Below are 17,945 nucleotides of genomic sequence, written 5' to 3'. Positions count from 1 at the left end.
GCATTCTGCCTCACACTCGCCTTTGCCATGAACGCCGCACCCGCCGCCGCACCCGCCAAGCGCGGCATCACCAGGACGCCGTTCGGCAAGACCGCGGACGGCAAGGCCGTTGACCTCTACACGGTGGTGAACAAGAACGGCCTCACGGCGAAACTCACGACCTACGGCGCGACGCTCACCGAGATGCACACGCCGGACCGCGGCGGCACGTTCGCCGATGTGACGCTCGGCTTCGACAACCTCGAGGCGTATCTCAAGGGCCATCCTTTTTTCGGATGCACCACGGGCCGTTACGCGAACCGCATCGCCAAGGGGGAGTTCAAACTCGACGGCAAGACCTACACGTTGGCGAAGAACAACGGGCCGAATCACCTTCACGGCGGGATCAAGGGCTTTGACAAACAGGTCTGGCACGCGGGTCCGTTCGAGAAGGCCCGCGAGCTGTCCGTGGTGTTCACCTACGTCAGCCCCGACGGCGAGGAAGGCTACCCGGGCACGCTCACGTGCATTGTCATCTACACGCTCACGGATGACGACGAGTTGCGCATCGACTACGAGGCGAAGACCGACAAGGCGACCGTCGTGAACCTGACGAATCACGCGTATTGGAACCTGGCCGGCGCCGGCGAGGGCGACATCCTCGCGCACGAGCTGTTGATCAATGCGAGCCGCTTCACGCCCGTGGACGGGACGAGCATCCCGCTCGGCGAGTTGAAACCCGTCGCGGGCGGGCCGATGGACTTCACGAAGGCGAAACCGATTTCCAGGGACTTCGCCGCGATGACCGGCGCACCCGGCGGGTATGACCACAACTACGTGATCAACCAGGCGCGCCCCGGCGAACTCACGCTCGCGGCCGAACTGCGCGACCCGAAGAGCGGCCGCGTGATGCGTGTCTCAACCACCGAACCGGGCGTCCAACTCTACACCGGAAACTACCTCGACGGCTCGGTGAAGGGCAAAGGCGGGAAAACTTACGCGAAGAACGCCGCGCTCTGCCTCGAGACGCAGCACTATCCCGATTCCCCGAACCGGCCCAGTTTCCCATCCGTGGTGTTGCGCCCGGGAAAGACCTACACGCACACCACCGTCCACAAGTTCTCGGCGCGATAGCCGCGAACCGCCCACGGCATTCTTTTTCATTCCCATTTCGCCGGGTTGCGCTTCAATGCCCGCCCGTGAACTTCGAGGCAGGCCAGTTCATCGCCCGCACCGTGCGCGACATCCCGCGCTCGGGCATCCGTGAGTTCTTCGACCTTGTGCAGGGGCAGCGCGACATCATCTCGCTCGGGGTCGGCGAGCCGGACTTCGTCACGCCGTGGCACATTCGCGAGGCGGCCATCTACGCGCTGGAACGCGGGCGCACGAGCTACACCTCGAACCTCGGCCTGCTCAAGCTGCGCGAAGCCATCGCCCATTACGTCGAGCGCAAGTTCAACGTCAGCTACGACCCGCAGCGGCAAATCCTCGTCGCCGTCGGCGTGAGCGAGGCGCTCGACATCGCGCTGCGGGCCATCATCAACCCTGGCGACGAGGTGCTCTATCACGAGCCGTGTTACGTGAGCTACTCGCCGGGCATCGCGATGACGCATGGCGTGCCCGTGGCCGTGAGCTGCCGGCCCGAGGACCACTTCGCCGTGCGCGCCGAGGCCATCGAGCGCGCCATCACACCGCGGAGCAAGGCGTTGCTGCTCAACTTCCCCACCAACCCCACCGGCGGCACGATGACGCGAGGCGAGTTGCTGAAGATTTCCGAGGTCGTGCTCAAGCACAACCTGCTCGTCATCACGGACGAGATTTACAGCGAGCTGACGTTCGAGGGCGAGCACGTGAGCCTCGCGAGCCTGCCGGGGATGCGCGAGCGCACGATCTTCCTGCACGGCTTCAGCAAGGCGTACGCGATGACGGGCTTCCGCATCGGCTACGCCTGCGGCCCGGCGGAGCTGATCGAGGCGATGATGCGCATCCACCAATACTCGATGCTCTGCGCCAGCATCATCAGCCAGGAAGCCGCGCTCGAGGCGCTCAAGCACGGCGAGACCGATACGGCGGAGATGCGCGAGCAATACCGCGCCCGCCGCAACCTGATCGTGAATGCGTTCAACGCGATGGGCCTTGCGTGCCACCTCCCGCGCGGCAGCTTTTACGCGTTCCCGTGCATCCAGAGCACCGGGCTCACCTCGAAGGATTTCGCGACGCGGCTGTTGAAGGAGGAGAAGGTCGCATGCGTGCCCGGCGGCGCGTTCGGCCCGACCGGCGAAGGCTACCTGCGCTGCTGCTTCGCCACGGCGCTCGATCAGATCGAGGCAGCGTGCGAACGGATGGGCCGGTTTGTGAACCGGGCCCGGGCCTAGCCGCACGCGGATTTACGCAGTTGCACCACCGTCGGCCCGAGGGCTAACTTCCGTTGCCGTGGCAGGGTTTCGGTTTTTCCGGCGAACCCGCTGCAAGGCACCAACGATGACCCTGACTGAAAAACTCCTGGCCCGCGCGTCCGGCAGGGCGCGCGTGCAGGCCGGCGACAATGTGTGGGTGAAGGCCGACGTGCTCATGACGCACGACGTCTGCGGCCCCGGCACCATCGGCGTCTTCAAGCGCGAGTTCGGCCAGCAGGCGAAAGTGTGGGACCGCCACCGCGTCGTGATCATCCCGGATCACTACATCTTCACGGCCGACTCCCTGTCGAACCGCAATGTGGACATCCTCCGCGAGTTCGTGCGCGAGCAGGACATTCCGCACTTCTACGACGTGATCGACGACCCGGCGGGCTCGTGGAAGTTCGACGCGTCGCGCGGCAACCTGAAGCGGCAATACGGTTCCCACTACGCCGGCGTCTGCCACGCCGCGCTCCCGCAGAAGGGCCACACGCGCCCCGGCGAGGTGCTCTTCGGCACCGACTCGCACACGTGCATGGCGGGTGCGTTCAACGAATTCGCCACCGGCATCGGCAACACGGACGCGGGCTTCGTGATGGGCACGGGCAAGCTGCTGCTGAAGGTGCCGGAGACGATGCATTTCCGCCTCGAAGGCAAGCTGCTGCCCGGCGTGATGGCCAAGGACATCATCCTCCATTGCATCGGGGAGATCGGCTTCGACGGCGCGACGTATCGCGCGATGCAGTTCGACGGCCCCGGTGTCGCGAGCCTCTCGATGGATGACCGCATGACGATCGCGAACATGGCGATCGAGGCCGGCGGCAAGAACGGCATCTTTGAGTTCGACGCACGCACGGCCGAGATGGTGGACGCGCGCACCAGGCTCAACGGAACCAAGTCCACCTACGAACCCGTCGAGCGCGACGCGGCCGAGTCGTTCTGCTACGACCTTGTGGTGGACCTGGACAAGCTGGAGCCGACCGTCGCGTGCCATCCCGACCCCGGGCAACGCAAGAAGGCGAAGGACATGGGCGATGTGAAGCTCGACCGCGCCTACGTGGGCTCCTGCACGGGCGGCAAGACGAGCGACTTCATCGAGTTCGCGCGCGTGCTTCGGGGCCGCCGCGTCGCGATCGACACGTTTGGCGTTCCCGCGACTCCCGAGATCGTGCACGACTTGCAGTCCACGCGCTGGGGCGACCGGACGATCTGGCAGATTCTGGAGGACGCCGGCGTGCGCATGACGGAGAACGCCGGTTGCGCCGCGTGCCTGGGCGGACCGGTGGACACGTTTGGCCGCATCAACCAGCCCGGGCTCAAGTGCATCAGCGCGACGAACCGGAACTTCCCCGGCCGCATGGGCCACAAGGAATCGCAGGTGTTCCTCGCCTCGCCCGCGACGGTCGCAGCCAGCGCCATCGCCGGGAAAGTCGCGGACCCGCGGGAGTATTTGCCGGGCTGATCCCCGGAGGACGGCGTCGCGCCGGGGTGTTTCAAAAGGCGTGACCCCTCCCTGCGCCTCGCCTAGCCTTTGTCCATGCATCGCGAGCGGATGGACGCCTTGTGCGAGAAGGGAATCCTCCTGCTCGTGCTCGGCGCGCTCGGTTACGCGCCGCTCGCGATTGGCGCGGTGCGGGCGGTGGACATGGTGGTGCTGCAGTTGATCGCGGCGTCCGTGCTATTGCTCTGGGCGGCGAGGGTGTGGCTCAAGCCCGACTTCCGCCTCCTCTGGCCCCCGGTGTGCAACGCCGTCCTCCTGTTCGTCCTTTACGCGGCGTGGCGGCACAGCAACGCCGACGTCGAATACGTCTCCCGGCTCGAAGTGCTCCGCGTCCTGGTTTACGCCGTGTTTTTCTTCGCCGTGGTGAACAACCTGAACCGCCAGGAGGCGGTGCAGGGCGTCGTCTTTGCCCTCGTGTTCATCGGGCTCGCGCTCTCCATTTACGCCGTGTTTCAGTTCATGACGCGTTCGGAATTCGTGCTCAAGCTTCTCAAGCCGGAAGTGTATGCGAACCGCGCCTCCGGCACTTACGTCTGCCCGAATCATCTCGCGGGTTTTCTCGAGATGGTGCTGCCCCTCGCGCTGGCGTGGACGCTCTCCGGCCGCCTGCCGCACACCAAGAAAATCATGCTCGGCTACTCCGCACTGATGATGGTCGCGGGCATCGGCGTCACGCTGTCGCGCGGCGGCTGGGTGGCGACCATCTCCGGCTTGGTGCTTTTCGGCGCGCTCTACTCGCGACGAAGGAGCGTGCGCCTTCCCGCGCTTGCGTTCCTGATGCTGGTGACGCTGGGTTCGATCTGGTTTGTCAGCACCGCGCAGTATTCCAAGGATCGTTTCAAGGGGCTCTTCCAGTCCGGCAAGTTTGACGATACCCGGTTCCACATTTGGAAACCCGCCGCAAAGATGTGGCTCGACCACCCGTGGACCGGCGTCGGCCCGGGCCACTTCGACGCGCGGTTCGCGCAATACCGGCCCGAGTCGATGCAGCGCAGGCCGGTGCGCGCTCACAACGATTACCTCAACACCCTCGCGGACTGGGGCGTGGTCGGCGCGGGACTTGTGGCCGCAGCGTTCGCGCTGCTCTTCGCCGGGGCGTTGAAGTCGTGGAAATACGTGACGCGTTCGCAGGGCGACCTCGGCGGGAGCCAGGGGAATCGCTCGGCATTCCTGCTCGGCGCGGTGGTTTCGCTCGCGACGTTGCTGGTGCATTCGATGGTGGACTTCAACTTCCACATCCCAGCCAACGCGCTCGTGGCCGTCACCCTCATGGCGCTCATCGCAGGGCACTGGCGCTACGTGCCGGAAGGCGCGTGGATGGCGCTCAAGCCCGCCGCGCGCGCGGCCCTCGGAATCCTGTTCCTCGCGGGGGCGCTGCTGCTGCTCAACCAGTCCATGCAGCGGCTCACGGAGGATTCGCTGCTTCGCCGGGCGACGAAAGTCCGCGAGGCTTCCAATGCCTACATCTCGTGGCACCAACAGGCGCACGAGACGAATCCGAGGAACGCCGACACGGCCTACCAGCTCGGCGAGGCGTTCCGCACGCTGAGCTTCACCGGCGGCGAAGGCTACGAGTTGCTCGCGGATGATGCGATGCGGTGGTTCGCGAAAGCCTCCGCGCTCAACAAGTGGGACCCGTATCCTCTCTTCCGCACCGGCATGTGCCTCGACTGGCTCGGGAGGCACGACGAGGCGGCGACGTGGTTCGAGCGCGCGGCGGCTCTTGCTCCGAACAACTACTTCATCATCGCCCACCTCGGCTGGCACGAGGCGCAAGCCGGCGAATGGGCAAAGGCCATACGCCATTTCGAGCGCTCTCTCGCCCTCGAGTGGAATAACAATCCCGTGGCGGCTTCGTATCTCGAAATCGCGCGGCAACGGTTGAAGGAGGAACAGAAGTGAGTCCGCCGGGCTCAGCGGCGTCGCGGCCCGCAGACACCCGGCTGGACAGGCTTTCCTGCATTCCCGTGAGTTCGATGGCTGCCGCGGCATTGCCGCGCATCCTGGCCGGATTTCCTGCGGCATCTACCCCTATCTTCTGCCGCTGCTCCGCATCGTGCATCCGAAGCTCGATGTGCCCGACACGCTCGGATGGCGGTTCCTCACGGGAACACTTCTTGGGCTCGCAGCCACCGCCCTCGCGGCGGCTTTGCGGAAGTTCTTCGAGGCGGCGCTCATCGGGTTGAAACGCCGCTTCGAATACAAGCTCAAGGAACCCGGTGCCGCGCCGCCGGCCTGAGCCGCGAGCGGCCGTCGTTGCTTCGTCCGGCGGCCGTTGATACGCTCCGCTCACTCAACACGCTCCCACGCATGTCCACGCGCCTCGACGTCCGCAAGACCTACAAGCTCTACATCGGCGGCAAGTTCGCCCGCAGCGAAAGCGGCAAGTCCCTGCCGGCGCACGGTCCCGACGGCGCGCGCCTCGACAACTACTGCTGGGCTTCGCGCAAGGATTTCCGCGACGCCGTGACCGCAGCGCGCGCGGCATTGGATGGCTGGTCCAAGGCCACCGCCTACAACCGCGGGCAGATTCTCTATCGCGCCGCCGAGATGCTCGAGGGCCGGCGCGAGGACCTCGCCCGCGAAGTCTCCCGCTCGCACGGTGTGCCGATGTCGAAGGCTCGCACCGGCGTCGCGACCGTCATCGACCGCCTCGTTCATCACGCCGGCTGGACCGACAAGTATCAGCAAGTCTTCGGCAGCGTGAATCCCGTTGCGACGCCGCACTTCAACTTCACCACGCCCGAGCCGATGGGGGTGGTGGTCGTGCTCGCGCCGGACATCCCCGTCATGCTCCCGCTCGTGTCCCTGCTCGCCCCGGTCATCCTCAGCGGCAACACCGCCGTCGTGCTCGCGTCCGAAAAGGCGCCCCTGCCCGCGCTCACTTTCGCGGAGATTCTCGCCACGAGCGACTTGCCCGCGGGCGTCGTGAACATTCTCGCCGGCCCGCGCAAGGAACTCGTCCCGCACATCGCAAGCCACATGGATGTGAACGCCGTCGTGGACGGCGCGGGCGTGCCGGAACTCAGCGCGCAGCTTCGCGCGGGCGTCGGGACGAACCTCAAACGCTACATCCACCGCCCGCTCGCCGAAGGCGACTGGTTCACCACTCAGGCCGAGGACCCGTATTGGATTCTCGACACCGTGGAATTCAAGACGGCGTGGCACCCGATCGGATTGTGACACGGGTCGGATGAGCGTGAATCGCCCCGGCTGAAGGATCCCGGACTGCGCCCGCGCTTGAAGCAGGACACCACCCACGGCCTGCCCGGCTGGTCTAACCACTACACGGTGGTCGGCGGCGACTGGAGCCGCATGCTCGTCATGCGCGAACATCGCGTTCAAAGGCCAGACGAAGGACGCGGTCATCGCCAGCCGCCGCGCATCGCGCACGCCGCCGCCTGAGCCGCTCGACGTGCTGTTCGAACTGCTCATCGAGCACGGCGGGAGCGTGAGCACCGTTTACGCTCACCATACCGGGGAGGGCATGAACCTCGCCCTCACTGAGGCTCGCGCCGGGAGCTCGCGCCGGGCGTGGATGAAAGTGTTCGCGGACCGTCCGCGGGGTGCGAGTTCAACGCCCGTTGATCGTAATCGGATTGCACCAAAGCTCGTTCTTGTTCGGATCCGCTTGCATGGCGTTGTAATCGGCAAGTTTGATGAAACTCACGCTTCCGCCCATTTGACCGAGTTGCGCGCCGGACAAATGCCGGGCGCTGATGCCTTCGCTGGGGAAGTTGGAGCCGTCATTGAACCAGAAGGCGTTCTGGTCGCCGGTCTCCCAAAAGAGAATGTCGGTCGCTTTGAACGCGGAGAACCGGTGCGAACGGTTCAAGGGCATAAAGTTCCCGTTTCCAAAGGAACACACTGCGCCATTCATGCCGTAACTGGAAATCTGGTTCGGCCGTGTCCACCACGCTGCTTCTCCCGGCTTGGGCGCAAACTTGAAGTCAAAGGGGCAACGATAGATGTTCGAACTCAGCAAGGTTGACCACAAGAGGCTTCCGGTCAGCCGGTAGATGTTCGTGCTTGGAGGCGAGGTCGAATAAACGTCTCCCACCGAGTTGTTCGTGTAAAGCCATCCCGCGATGTTCACGGGTGGGTTTCCGCGGTTCACCACGGGACCCCAGTTCGGGAACGGGATCACGTCATCGGCGTCGGTCGCGTAGAGGTGGACCGCCGTGAGGACTTGCTTGAGGTTGTTCACGCACCCGGCCTGATGCGCCTTGTTCTTCGCCTTGGCGAGCGCGGGAAGAAGCATCCCAGCCAGAATCGCGATGATTGCGATCACAACGAGGAGTTCAATCAGGGTGAAGCCGCGGTTTTGATTCCTGCTCATAGGTCGGAAAGCGATTGGGTTCAGACGCAGCGACGTTTGCCCGGCTTGCAGTTTCAGTCAAACTGATTGTTTCGATGAGTTCCAATCGGGGCGAGTTCCAATCGCCTCGCGCCACGGAGCTTCAGTCGTCAAGCGGGACCAGGGCCTCCGCGGGCAACCCCGCGGTGAGCGTGGCGCCGGGCTGGAACGCGGCGGCGGAAGCGTTCGCGTTCAACCGCTGGGCGCGGAATCGCACGGTTCCCGCGCGCAGCACCAAATCCGTCGTCGCGCCGCTGAAGACGAGTTGCTCAACGCGCACCTCGATTCGATTGAGTGCAGGCACGGCGCCCGTTTCACCGAGGAGGATGCGCTCGGGACGCACGGCGGCTGTGAGACGGGAGCCGGCGGGCCGCGTGCACGGTTCGGGGGTTGAAATCGCGAGTGCCCCGAGGGGAGTCGCGAGCGTGAGAGTGGACCGGGTGACGCACTCGACGGTGCCCTCGATGAGATTGCACGCGCCGAGGAATTGCGCGACGAAGCGCGTCCGCGGACGCTCGTAAATGTCCGCGCCCGGGCCCGTCTGGGCGATGCGGCCTGCGTTCATGACGGCGATGCGGTCGCTGAGCGCGAGCGCCTCCTCCTGGTCGTGTGTGACGTGGATGAACGTGATGCCAAGCCGCCGGTGAAGGGCGCGGAGGTCGGCCTGCAGCTCGCGGCGGAGCTTGAGGTCGAGCGCGCCGAGCGGTTCGTCGAGGAGCAGCACTTGCGGCTCGTTAACCAGGGCGCGGGCGAGCGCGACGCGCTGCTTTTGTCCGCCGGAAAGCTGCGACGGCTTCCGCGCGGCAAGTTCGGCGACTTGCGCGAGGTCCATCACGTCGCGAACACGCCGGTCCAGTTCGGGGCGCGCGACTTTTTTCATTCGGAGGCCGAAGGCGATGTTGTCGCGCACGTTCAGGTGCGGGAAGAGTGCGTAACTTTGGAAGACGGTGTTGACGGGCCGGCGGTGTGCCGGGAGTTGGAGCGCCTCGGCTCCGGCAATCTGCAGCGAGCCGGAGTCGGGCTGGTCGAGGCCGGCGATGATGCGCAGGAGCGTGGTCTTGCCGCAGCCCGACGGGCCGAGCAGCGCGAAGAACTCGCCGCGCCGGACTTCGAGCGAGACGCCGTCGAGGGCGGTGACGGACTGAAATCGCCGGACGAGGGAGACGGCGCAGACCGCGGGCGCGTCCGGGTTCACGGGCTGCGGAGGGTTTTCACGAACGTCTGCAAGTCGTCGTATTGCGCGCCGTTGAGCTTGGCCTTGCCGCGCATGCTGCCGAGCGTGTTGGCCCACGCGGTCGCGCTGTAAAACGCGGGGTCGTAGAGCCGGTGGCACTCGGTGCAACTGCTCAGGAAGACCTCGCGCCCGCGTTGGATGGACTTCGCGCTCAGTCCGGCTTGGAAGTTCGCCACGACGGGTGTCACGTCCTTCGGCGGGTCGTCATCTGGCTTCGAAGCGGAACCCGCCGGATTCGAGCGGACTGGTTTCCCGGCGGGCGGATCTTCCGTGCCCGCGGAGTGCTTCGCGCGTTTCGCGAAGAACGCGGCCGCGGTTCCGCCGATGGCAATGAGCGCGATGACGACCACGGCAAGGACTCGTGCGCGGCGGGACTTGCGGGGTGCGGTGGTGGAGGAAGGAGGCTCGTCTGCGTCGCTCGTGCCGGCGGGTTCGGCTGGTTGGAGGAAGGTGTCCTTCCCGCAAAGCGGGCACGCGGCGATGGCGCCGGTGTCTGGCGCATCGAACTCGATGTTGCCGCCGCATTGATCACATCGGCCATTCAAGGGTGCGCTCATGAGTGATGCCGTTCACGCGAAGTCTCTCACTTCCCTTCGCCGGGTGCCAGCACACAGCGGAAACCGTAAAGCCCGCCTCGCGCGTCGGGGACGTTGGGAAAGCGGTTCGCCGAAAGCAGGCTCGTGGTGTCCCAGAAAACCCACGGCGCGCCGCGCAGCACCTTGTATTTGCGGCCGCCGCCGTCCTCGTTGAGGCGCTTGTCTTCCATCCGGATTTCCTTCGGGTTCATGTCCTTCACATACCAATCCTGCACCCACTCGAAGGCGTTGCCGCCGAGGTCGTGCAGGCCGTGCGCGTTTTCGGCGAAGCTCCCGACGGGCGCGGTGTTGTCGCCGGTCTCGGGTTTGTAGCCGGGCAGCGACTTCAAGTCGGCGCGCTTCGGCCACGACTTTCCCCACGGGAAACGGTCCGGCCCGATCGCGGCGTCCCACTCCTTGTCGGACGTGAGCCGGTAGCGGTCCTTCGCGCCGATGCGGCCGTCCTTGCGTTCCTTCTCGGTGAGCCATCGGCAGAAGGCCGCGGCTTCCTCCCACGACACGTTGGTGGCCGGGTGATTCGTGCGCGCGAGCCAGCCCGTGCCCGACCAGTCGCGCGGGCCCTTGCTCTCGACGAAAGCCATGTAGTCCTGCACGCGCGTTTCCCAGATGCTCACGAGCACCGACGTGCCGGCGACAGGGACGAACTTCATCCCGAGCGTGTTGACGAAGGGCTGTGCCTTGGTGGCCTTGAAGCCGGATGCGGCGGGCTTCGACGTCGATGGCTTCGCTTCCGGCGCGGTGGCCTTCGAGTCGCCGCCGGAGCGTTTGCACGCGACGGGCGAAGCCGCGAGCATGAGCGCGGCGAACACCGGCCGGAAGGAGGACAGGCTGGCCATCGGCTGAAGTTTGCGAACCGCGGGCGGGGCGGCGAGTGAAAACTGCGGCGTGCTTGCGTTTCGCGCAACCCGTCTTAAACTCCCGGCACACTTCCGATGGCCCAAGCGCATTCCAACAAGCCGCGCGTGCTCGCCGTGGACGACACGCCCGACGCGCTCAAGCACCTGCGCCTGGCGCTGCGCAACGCCGGCATGGACGCCTTCACCGCGCAGACCGGCCAGGCGGCGATCGACTTCCTGAACCGCGAACTGGTGGACGTGATCATCTCCGACGTCACGATGCCGGGCATGGACGGCTACGAGCTGTGCCGGCAGGTGAAGTTTCAGGACCGCACCAAGCACATCCCGGTGCTGTTCCTCACGGCCAACGTGCAGCAGGAAGACCGCGCGCGCGGCATCGAGGTCGGCGGACTCGACTACGTGACCAAGCCGCTGGACCACGGCGAATTCAACGTGCGGCTGCGCGTCGCGCTCACCATCGCGCAACTCCAGAACACCCTCGCGATCGCGCAGGCCGCGCCCGCGCAACTCGAAGCCGAAGCCGCCGCCCTGCGGCAGCGCATCGCCGATTCGCAGCCGGGCATCCTCGCGTCGCACTGGCACTCCCACTTCGGCCGGCTCGCGGGCGAACTGCTTCAGGAAGTGCAGCCGCCGTTGACCGGCGCGATCCTCGGCGTGCAGCGGATTTCCGTGATCGAACGCGTGCCCGAGGAAGTGCGCGACCGGTTGAGCCTCGTGGACGCGGACTTCCGCCGCGTGAACGAAAAGCTCCGGCGGCTCATGCTCGTCGGCGCGCCGAGTCGCACGCCGCGCGTGATCTACCTCGCGGAGTTTGTGCAGGACCTCATCCACCTGATGGCGTCTCAACTGCGCCGATACAACGTGCTCATTACGACGGAATTCGACCCCACATGCCAGTGGCGCGGCATGCCCAGTGAGCTGGGCAAAGCCTTCCTCTACCTGCTCAACAATGCGCTCGAAGCGCCGTCCGACCTCGAAAAGGCCCACGTCCTGATCCGAGTCGAGCAGAGCGAAGAACGGCAGTTTATCCGCATCGCCGACAACGGGCCCGGCGTCCCGGAGGACCTCAAGCCGCGCATTTACGAGTCCTTCTTCACCACCAAGGGGCCGCCGCACACCGGCGCCGGGCTCTACCTTGCCAGTGCCATCGTGCGCGCAGCGAACGGAACCATCGACCTCGAATCGCCCTCGGGCGATTGGGGTGCCCTGTTCAGCATCAACCTGCCGTCGAACATGTCCACCAAGCTCGCCGCGCCGCTGATTCCCGAGGGCGAGGAGAGTTCAGTCGCCGCGGTTTGAATCCGGCGTGACCGGGGAGGGCGCGGAAGTCTTGAACAAGCGGCGCGGCGCGGACATCCTCTCCCCGATGCTCACCGACTTCCTCTGCAGGGCTCGCGCCCGCGTCGTGCACACCTTCGTTGCGGCGTTGCTTGCCACGACCCCCTTCGCGCAGACGCAACCAGCCAAGCCCGCCGCCGAGCCCGCCGCCGCCGCCCCGCTTCCGCCCGGTCATCCCGGCTACGTCACCGGACGCCGCACACGCGACGGCATCGGCAAGTATTTCCTCGGCCGGGAAATTGCGCACTTCATGACCCACCACGGCGCCGAGTGGCTCGAGCGCCCCGAGCGCGAGAAGGAGGAGCGCCCCGACCTGCTCATGACCGCGCTCGCGCTCAAGCCCGGCGACGTCGTCGCCGACATCGGCTGCGGCACCGGCTATTACAGCTGGCGCGCGGCGGAAAAGGTCGGACCCAGGGGAAAAGTCATCGGCGTGGAAATCCAGCAGGAGATGCTCGACCTGCTCGCGAAGAAGATGGCCGAGCGCAAGGTCACCAACGTCTCCGGCCACCTCGGCACCACGACCGACCCCAAGTTGCCGCCTGCGAGCGTGGACGTGGCGTTGATGGTGGACGTGTATCACGAATTCGATCACCCGTTCGAGATGACGCAGGCCCTCATCAAGTCGCTCAAACCCGGCGGCCGCATCGTCTTCGTGGAATTCCGGCTCGAGGATCCCGACGTGCCGATCAAGCTCGTCCACAAGATGAGCGAGGCGCAGGTCCGCAAGGAGATGGCCGTGCACCCGCTCGAATGGGTCGAGACCAACAAGTCGCTCCCGTGGCAGCACGTGATCGTCTTTCGGAAGAAGTAGCAGCCACCGACGCACCCGGCTACCGTCGCCCCGGCAGTGCGTGCGTTGCTCCCTCACCACACAGCAGCGTGATTCGCGCCTCGATGAGTTTCACGCGCGCCGCCTGCCGTGAGACCGACCCAACCGCGCCGCTGCCGCAGGATTCGAATTCCCGTGAGCCGGCGCGGGCAGCCGCGCGGGGATGAATTCGGTTGTCTCCACCGCACATCCCTTGCACAGTGAAGTGCATCAACGCAACATCCCATCCGACCGATCCTGCAACGCGCCGGCGCCGGCGAAGCCCGGTGGTTCCGCCGGTTGCCGGGCTCTGCGCTCTCGCGCTTTGCGCCTCGCTGCTCGCGGGGTGCGAGCGCGCCGCGTTCGCGCAAGGGAAGCAGAAGTCACCCGAGGTCGTCACCGCCCCGCCCGCGCCTGCCCGGGCTGTGAAGACGGCCCTCGTCGGCATGCACCCGATGGAACGCGTCGTGTCCGTCGTCGCCACGCTCGCCGCGCAGGACCAGGCCACGCTGAGCGTGAAAGTGCCCGGCGTCGTGCAGAGCCTCACCGTCGACCTGGGCAGCACCGTGAAGCAGGGCGACATCATCGCCCGCATTGACCCGCGCGACTACGAGCTTCGGCTCAAGCAGGCCGATTCGCTGCTCGCCCAGGCGCGCGCGCGGCTTGGGCTCCCGCTCGACGGCGACGACGACCGCGTGGACGCCGAGCAAACCAGCCTCGTGAAGCAGAACCGCGCCGCCGTCGAGGACGCCCGCAAGTCCCGCGACCGCGCGGACGGACTTTTCAAGGCGAAGATTCTCCCGGAGCAGGACTTGGAAGCGGCGATGTCCGCCTACGAGATCGCCGCGACGCGGTTGCAGGATGCGCGCGAGGAAATCCGCACCCGCGTCGCGCAGCTTCGGCAGCGGCGCGTCGAGGTCGAGATCGCGCGGCAGCAACACGCCGACGCGACGCTCACCGCGCCGTTCGACGGCGTGGTGAAGGAACGCCGCGCGAGCGTCGGCGAATTCCTCAACGCCGGTTCGCCGGTGGCGACTCTCGTGCGGATGGATCCGCTCCGGCTCCGCATCGAGGTGCCCGAGCGGGAGGCCCCGCGCGTGCGCGCCGGGCAACCCGTCCGCCTCACGGTGGACGGCGACACAAACCTTTACTCCGGCGTGCTCAAGCGCTTGAGCCCGTCCATCGTCGAGCAAAGCCGCATGTTGCTCGCCGAGGCGGACGTGCCGAGCCTCGGGCGGCTCCGGCCGGGCGCGTTCGCGCGCGTCGAGATCGTCGTCGAGGAGAAATCCCCCGCCGTCACCATCCCGCGCAACGCGCTGGTCGTGTTCGCCGGCATCGAGAAGGTCTTCCTCATCAAGGACGGCAAGGCCGCGGAGAAGAACATCCTCACCGGCCGGAGGAACGGCGAGTTCATCGAGGTGCCGGGCGGATTGAAGCCCGGCGACCTGGTCGTGCTCGACCCGGGCAACCTGCAGAACGGCGCAGCCGTGACGCCCGACTCCGGGGCTCCGCCATCCGGACCGGGCCGGGAGAAGAAGACCGCCGGCCCGTGAAGCGTTAGTCCATGCAAAAACTCGCCGAGATCTGCATCAAGCGGCCCGTCTTCGCGACGATGATCGTGATGGCGCTCGTCGTCGTCGGCGTGGCGGGCTACTTCCATCTCGGCGTGGACCGCACGCCGCCGGTGGACATCCCGACGGTGTGGATTGCGATGCGCGTGCCCGGCGCGTCGCCGACGGAAATGGAGACGCTGGTCGCGCAGCCCATCGAGGAACAGGTCAACACAGTCGAGGGCATCACGGAGCTTCGCAGCATTTCGTCGGTCGGGACCGCCTTCATCATCATCAACTTCGACCTGCGCCGCAAAGTCGCCGAAGCCACGGAGGACGTCCGCAATCGCATCGCGCTGCTCGGCGACGAACTCCCGCGCGACGTTGACCCGCCGATGGTGTCGAAGTTTGACTCCGACCGCTCGCCGGTGATGTCGCTCGCGCTCACCGGCCCGCGCTCGCGCCGCGAACTCACGGAGCTCGCGGAGAAGATTGCAAAAGTCCATCTCGAGCGCGTGCTCGGCGTCGGTGAAGTCGAGGTCCGAGGCGGATTGCACCGGGCCATCAGCGTGTGGATCGATGCCGACCGGCTCGCGGCCTACCAGATACCGGTCACCGACGTCCGGAACGCCATCGCGCGCCAGAACGTCAACATCCCCGGCGGCAACGTCACCGACCCCGTGCGCGAGCAGACGCTCCGCACCGTCGGCCGCGTCACCGACCCGGCGGAGTTCAACGACATCGTCATCGCCACGCGCAACGGTTCGCCCGTCCGCGTGCGCGACGTCGGCTGGGCGGAGGACGGCACCAAGGAGCAGCGTTCCATGTCGCGCCTCAACGGGCAGGAATCCGTCTCGCTCGAGATCCGACGCCAGTCCGACGCGAACGCCGTGAACGTGATCGAGGGCGTGAAGACAAAGCTGCCCTACGTGGCGTCGCAACTGCCGGCCGACGTGCGCTTCGAGGTGATCGAGGACCAGTCGCGCTACATTTACGAGGCGCTGCACGAGATCAAGGCGCACTTGATCCTCGGCAGCCTGCTCGCGAGCCTCGTGGTGTTTGCGTTCATGCGAAGCTGGCGCGCGACGATCATCGCCGCCATCGCCATCCCGGCGTCGGTCATCTCGACCTTCGGCATGATGTGGGCGATGAACTTCACGCTCAACAGCGTGACGATGCTCGCGCTGGTGCTCATGGTCGGCATCGTCATTGATGACGCCATCGTCGTGCTCGAGAACATCTTCCGCTTCGTCGAGGAGAAGGGGATGGACTCCTTCACCGCCGCGCGCGAGGCAACCAAGGAAATCGGGCTCGCGGTGCTCGCGACGACGCTGAGCCTCGTGGTGATTTTCGTGCCGGTGTCGTTCATGTCCAGCATCGCGGGGCGGTTCCTGTTCCAGTTCGGCATCACGGCGGCGGTGGCGGTTCTTGTGAGCCTGCTGGTGAGCTTCACGCTCACGCCCACGATGAGCGCGCGGCTGTTCAGCCTCGGCAGGGTGAAGGCGGGCCGGCACGGCGGGCCGAAGTCGCGGGGCGGCTTCTACTCATGGATTGATCGCGCCTACATGGCGGTGCTGGGCTTCTCCATGCGGCAACGCTGGATCGTCGTCGTGCTCGCCGCGGGCGTGATGGCGACGAGCTTCCCGCTCTACAAGGTGCTCAAGCAGGAATTCACGCCGGGCAACACCGACGAAGGGGAACTCGAGATCAGCTTCACCGCCCGGGAAGGCACGAGTCTCGCCGCGATGGACGAGGTCACGCGCGCCGCCGAGGCCATCGTGAGCCAGATGCCGCAAATCAAGCTCGTCCTCGCGAGCACCGGCTCCAGCCGCATGGGCGGGCCGAATTACGCCCGCCTCTACTGCCGCCTCGTGCCGCACAAGGAGCGCACGTTCCACTGGCGCCGGCTGTTTTCGTCCAGCCCGATGGATGCCTTCAAGGGCAACTACTCGCAGCGCGACGTGGCGCAGGAAGCGCGCAAGCGGCTCCGGGCGATTCCCGGCGTGCGCATTTCCGTCCGCGCCGGCTCCAGCTCGATCAGCCTCGGCGGGCCGAGCTACGAGATTGACTTCAACATCCTCGGCCCCGAGCTCGAATCCCTCGCCGTCTACGCGGAGGAACTGCGCAAGAAGTCCGCGGACCTCGGCATCGTGGACGCCGACACCACGCTCAAGCTCGACAAGCCCGAACTGCGCGTGGAGATCGACCGCGCACGCGCCGCGGCGCTCGGCGTGGACGTGCAGGACATCGCGAGCGCGCTGCGCATCATGGTCGGCGGCGACGACCGCGTGTCGCGCTTCCGCGACCTGAGCGTGGGCGACGATTACGACGTGCAACTGCGCGTGAAGGACGGCGGCCGCAACGACGCCAGCACGATCTCACGCCTCTACGTTCCCCGCCACGATGGCGGACTTGCGCGGCTCGACAACCTCGTGCGCATCGTGCCCGGCACGACCGCGTCGCGCATCGACCGCCTCGACCGCCAGCGGCAGGTGAGCCTGCGCGCGGGCATCGCGCCGGGCTACGCCTTGCGCGACCGCCTCGACGCGCTCAACAAGACCTTCCATGAGATGAACCTGCCGCCGACTTACACGACGAAAGTCTCCGGCCGCGGGCGCGAGCTCGAGAACACCTTCCGCGAATTCCTGTGGGCATTCCTGCTCTCGGTCATCTTCATGTATATGATCCTCGCGTCGCAATACGAGAGCCTCGTCCACCCGTTCACCATCCTGCTCTCGCTGCCGCTGTCGCTGCCGTTCGCGCTCTTCTCGCTGTGGATCAGCGACAACTCGCTCAACCTCTACTCTGCGCTCGGCCTGCTCGTGCTCTTCGGCGTGGTGAAGAAGAACGCCATCCTCCAGATCGACCACATGAACAACCTCCGCCGGCAGGGCATGGAGCGATTGCAAGCCATCCTGCTCGCCAATCGCGACCGGCTGCGGCCCATCCTGATGACCACGCTCACGCTCGTGGCCGGCATGCTTCCGCTCGCCGTCGGCACGGGTCCCGGCGCCGAGGAACGCCGCGCGGTCGCCGTGGTGGTGATCGGTGGACAGTCCCTCTGCCTGCTGCTCACGCTGCTCGTCACACCCGTCGCCTACTCGCTGCTCGACGACATCGGCGGATTGTTTCAATGGAAGAAACTCGCGCGCAAAGCCAGCGGCCACGGTGAAGGCGGCGCGGAACCGCGCGCCAGGCACGAACCCGCGCCCGCCGTCCCGGAGCGGCTGGAACCCGTGGTGAAGCGCCAGGCGGACTTGGGAAGCGGCGCGGCGACAAGCACGCCTTGAGCTTGATCTGCTTCCGATTCTTCCCGTGACCGGCCA

At 66.3% G+C, this 17,945-nt stretch carries 14 protein-coding genes; 10 read left to right on the top strand and 4 right to left on the bottom strand.

The features are described 5' to 3' along the window. The first annotated feature begins 27 nt into the window (after nucleotides 1-27). The 6 genes from FJ386_06140 to FJ386_06115 all read left to right on the top strand — a co-directional run bounded on the left by FJ386_06140 (nucleotide 28) and on the right by FJ386_06115 (nucleotide 7,059). The gene (locus FJ386_06140; protein ID MBM3876284.1) at nucleotides 28-1,113 is read left to right on the top strand and encodes a galactose mutarotase; all 1,086 of its coding nucleotides are present in this window, start codon (nucleotides 28-30) and stop codon (nucleotides 1,111-1,113) included. A gap of 65 nt (nucleotides 1,114-1,178) precedes the next feature. Next, a complete protein-coding gene (locus tag FJ386_06135) occupies nucleotides 1,179-2,354 on the top strand; it encodes an aminotransferase class I/II-fold pyridoxal phosphate-dependent enzyme (protein ID MBM3876283.1) in 1,176 nt (391 codons plus the stop codon). A 106-nt stretch (nucleotides 2,355-2,460) separates the two neighbouring features. After that, nucleotides 2,461-3,837, top strand: a complete 1,377-nt coding sequence (locus FJ386_06130; protein ID MBM3876282.1) for a 3-isopropylmalate dehydratase — start codon at nucleotides 2,461-2,463, stop codon at nucleotides 3,835-3,837. A 75-nt stretch (nucleotides 3,838-3,912) separates the two neighbouring features. Continuing rightward, on the top strand, nucleotides 3,913-5,778 hold the full coding sequence (locus FJ386_06125) for a tetratricopeptide repeat protein (GenBank protein ID MBM3876281.1): 1,866 nt from the start codon (nucleotides 3,913-3,915) through the stop codon (nucleotides 5,776-5,778). Between the two features lie 154 nt (nucleotides 5,779-5,932). Next, the gene (locus FJ386_06120) at nucleotides 5,933-6,115 is read left to right on the top strand and encodes a hypothetical protein (protein ID MBM3876280.1); all 183 of its coding nucleotides are present in this window, start codon (nucleotides 5,933-5,935) and stop codon (nucleotides 6,113-6,115) included. A gap of 71 nt (nucleotides 6,116-6,186) precedes the next feature. Beyond that, nucleotides 6,187-7,059: an aldehyde dehydrogenase gene (locus FJ386_06115; protein MBM3876279.1), complete on the top strand. Its 873-nt coding sequence runs from the start codon at nucleotides 6,187-6,189 to the stop codon at nucleotides 7,057-7,059. Between the two features lie 391 nt (nucleotides 7,060-7,450). Here FJ386_06115 and FJ386_06110 read toward each other — a convergent pair whose 3' ends face one another. From FJ386_06110 to FJ386_06095, 4 genes are all read right to left on the bottom strand, one after another. Then, nucleotides 7,451-8,215: a type II secretion system protein gene (locus FJ386_06110; protein ID MBM3876278.1), complete on the bottom strand. Its 765-nt coding sequence runs from the start codon at nucleotides 8,213-8,215 to the stop codon at nucleotides 7,451-7,453. A gap of 121 nt (nucleotides 8,216-8,336) precedes the next feature. Next, a complete protein-coding gene (locus tag FJ386_06105; GenBank protein MBM3876277.1) occupies nucleotides 8,337-9,428 on the bottom strand; it encodes an ABC transporter ATP-binding protein in 1,092 nt (363 codons plus the stop codon). Continuing rightward, on the bottom strand, nucleotides 9,425-10,024 hold the full coding sequence (locus FJ386_06100; GenBank protein ID MBM3876276.1) for a hypothetical protein: 600 nt from the start codon (nucleotides 10,022-10,024) through the stop codon (nucleotides 9,425-9,427). Before FJ386_06100 ends, FJ386_06105 begins: the two co-directional genes overlap by 4 nt. 26 nt (nucleotides 10,025-10,050) lie before the next feature. Next, complete coding sequence (locus FJ386_06095) at nucleotides 10,051-11,010, bottom strand: formylglycine-generating enzyme family protein (GenBank protein ID MBM3876275.1); 960 nt, start codon at nucleotides 11,008-11,010, stop codon at nucleotides 10,051-10,053. On the opposite strand from FJ386_06095, the gene FJ386_06090 reads away from it, so the two are divergent. From FJ386_06090 to FJ386_06075, 4 genes are all read left to right on the top strand, one after another. Continuing rightward, nucleotides 10,996-12,219, top strand: coding sequence for a hybrid sensor histidine kinase/response regulator (locus FJ386_06090; protein ID MBM3876274.1), 1,224 nt, complete (start codon nucleotides 10,996-10,998; stop codon nucleotides 12,217-12,219). The genes FJ386_06095 and FJ386_06090 overlap by 15 nt on opposite strands. A gap of 67 nt (nucleotides 12,220-12,286) precedes the next feature. After that, nucleotides 12,287-13,072 (top strand): class I SAM-dependent methyltransferase, encoded by a 786-nt coding sequence (locus tag FJ386_06085; protein MBM3876273.1) that lies wholly within the window; start codon nucleotides 12,287-12,289, stop codon nucleotides 13,070-13,072. Nucleotides 13,073-13,356: 284 nt separating this feature from the next. Beyond that, nucleotides 13,357-14,622, top strand: coding sequence for an efflux RND transporter periplasmic adaptor subunit (locus FJ386_06080; GenBank protein ID MBM3876272.1), 1,266 nt, complete (start codon nucleotides 13,357-13,359; stop codon nucleotides 14,620-14,622). Nucleotides 14,623-14,633: 11 nt separating this feature from the next. Further along, nucleotides 14,634-17,909: an efflux RND transporter permease subunit gene (locus tag FJ386_06075; GenBank protein ID MBM3876271.1), complete on the top strand. Its 3,276-nt coding sequence runs from the start codon at nucleotides 14,634-14,636 to the stop codon at nucleotides 17,907-17,909. Nucleotides 17,910-17,945: the final 36 nt, after the last annotated feature.

The sequence above is a fragment of the Verrucomicrobiota bacterium genome (genome assembly GCA_016871675.1).
Classification (GTDB): Bacteria; Verrucomicrobiota; Verrucomicrobiia; order Limisphaerales; family VHCN01; genus VHCN01.
Note: the sequence above shows the minus strand (reverse complement) of the source record. Positions and strands in the feature narration are given on the sequence as shown.

Bases quoted from the DNA above. Each gene is read 5' to 3' on its own strand.
- FJ386_06125 (MBM3876281.1), top strand. From the start codon at position 3,913: ATGCATCGCGAGCGGATGGACGCCTTGTGCGAGAAGGGAATCCTCCTG.
- FJ386_06095 (MBM3876275.1), bottom strand. From the start codon at position 11,010: ATGCGCTTGGGCCATCGGAAGTGTGCCGGGAGTTTAAGACGGGTTGCG.
- FJ386_06110 (MBM3876278.1), bottom strand. From the start codon at position 8,215: ATGAGCAGGAATCAAAACCGCGGCTTCACCCTGATTGAACTCCTCGTT.
- FJ386_06115 (MBM3876279.1), top strand. From the start codon at position 6,187: ATGTCCACGCGCCTCGACGTCCGCAAGACCTACAAGCTCTACATCGGC.
- FJ386_06140 (MBM3876284.1), top strand. From the start codon at position 28: ATGAACGCCGCACCCGCCGCCGCACCCGCCAAGCGCGGCATCACCAGG.
- FJ386_06075 (MBM3876271.1), top strand. From the start codon at position 14,634: ATGCAAAAACTCGCCGAGATCTGCATCAAGCGGCCCGTCTTCGCGACG.
- FJ386_06100 (MBM3876276.1), bottom strand. From the start codon at position 10,024: ATGAGCGCACCCTTGAATGGCCGATGTGATCAATGCGGCGGCAACATC.
- FJ386_06090 (MBM3876274.1), top strand. From the start codon at position 10,996: ATGGCCCAAGCGCATTCCAACAAGCCGCGCGTGCTCGCCGTGGACGAC.
- FJ386_06130 (MBM3876282.1), top strand. From the start codon at position 2,461: ATGACCCTGACTGAAAAACTCCTGGCCCGCGCGTCCGGCAGGGCGCGC.
- FJ386_06085 (MBM3876273.1), top strand. From the start codon at position 12,287: ATGCTCACCGACTTCCTCTGCAGGGCTCGCGCCCGCGTCGTGCACACC.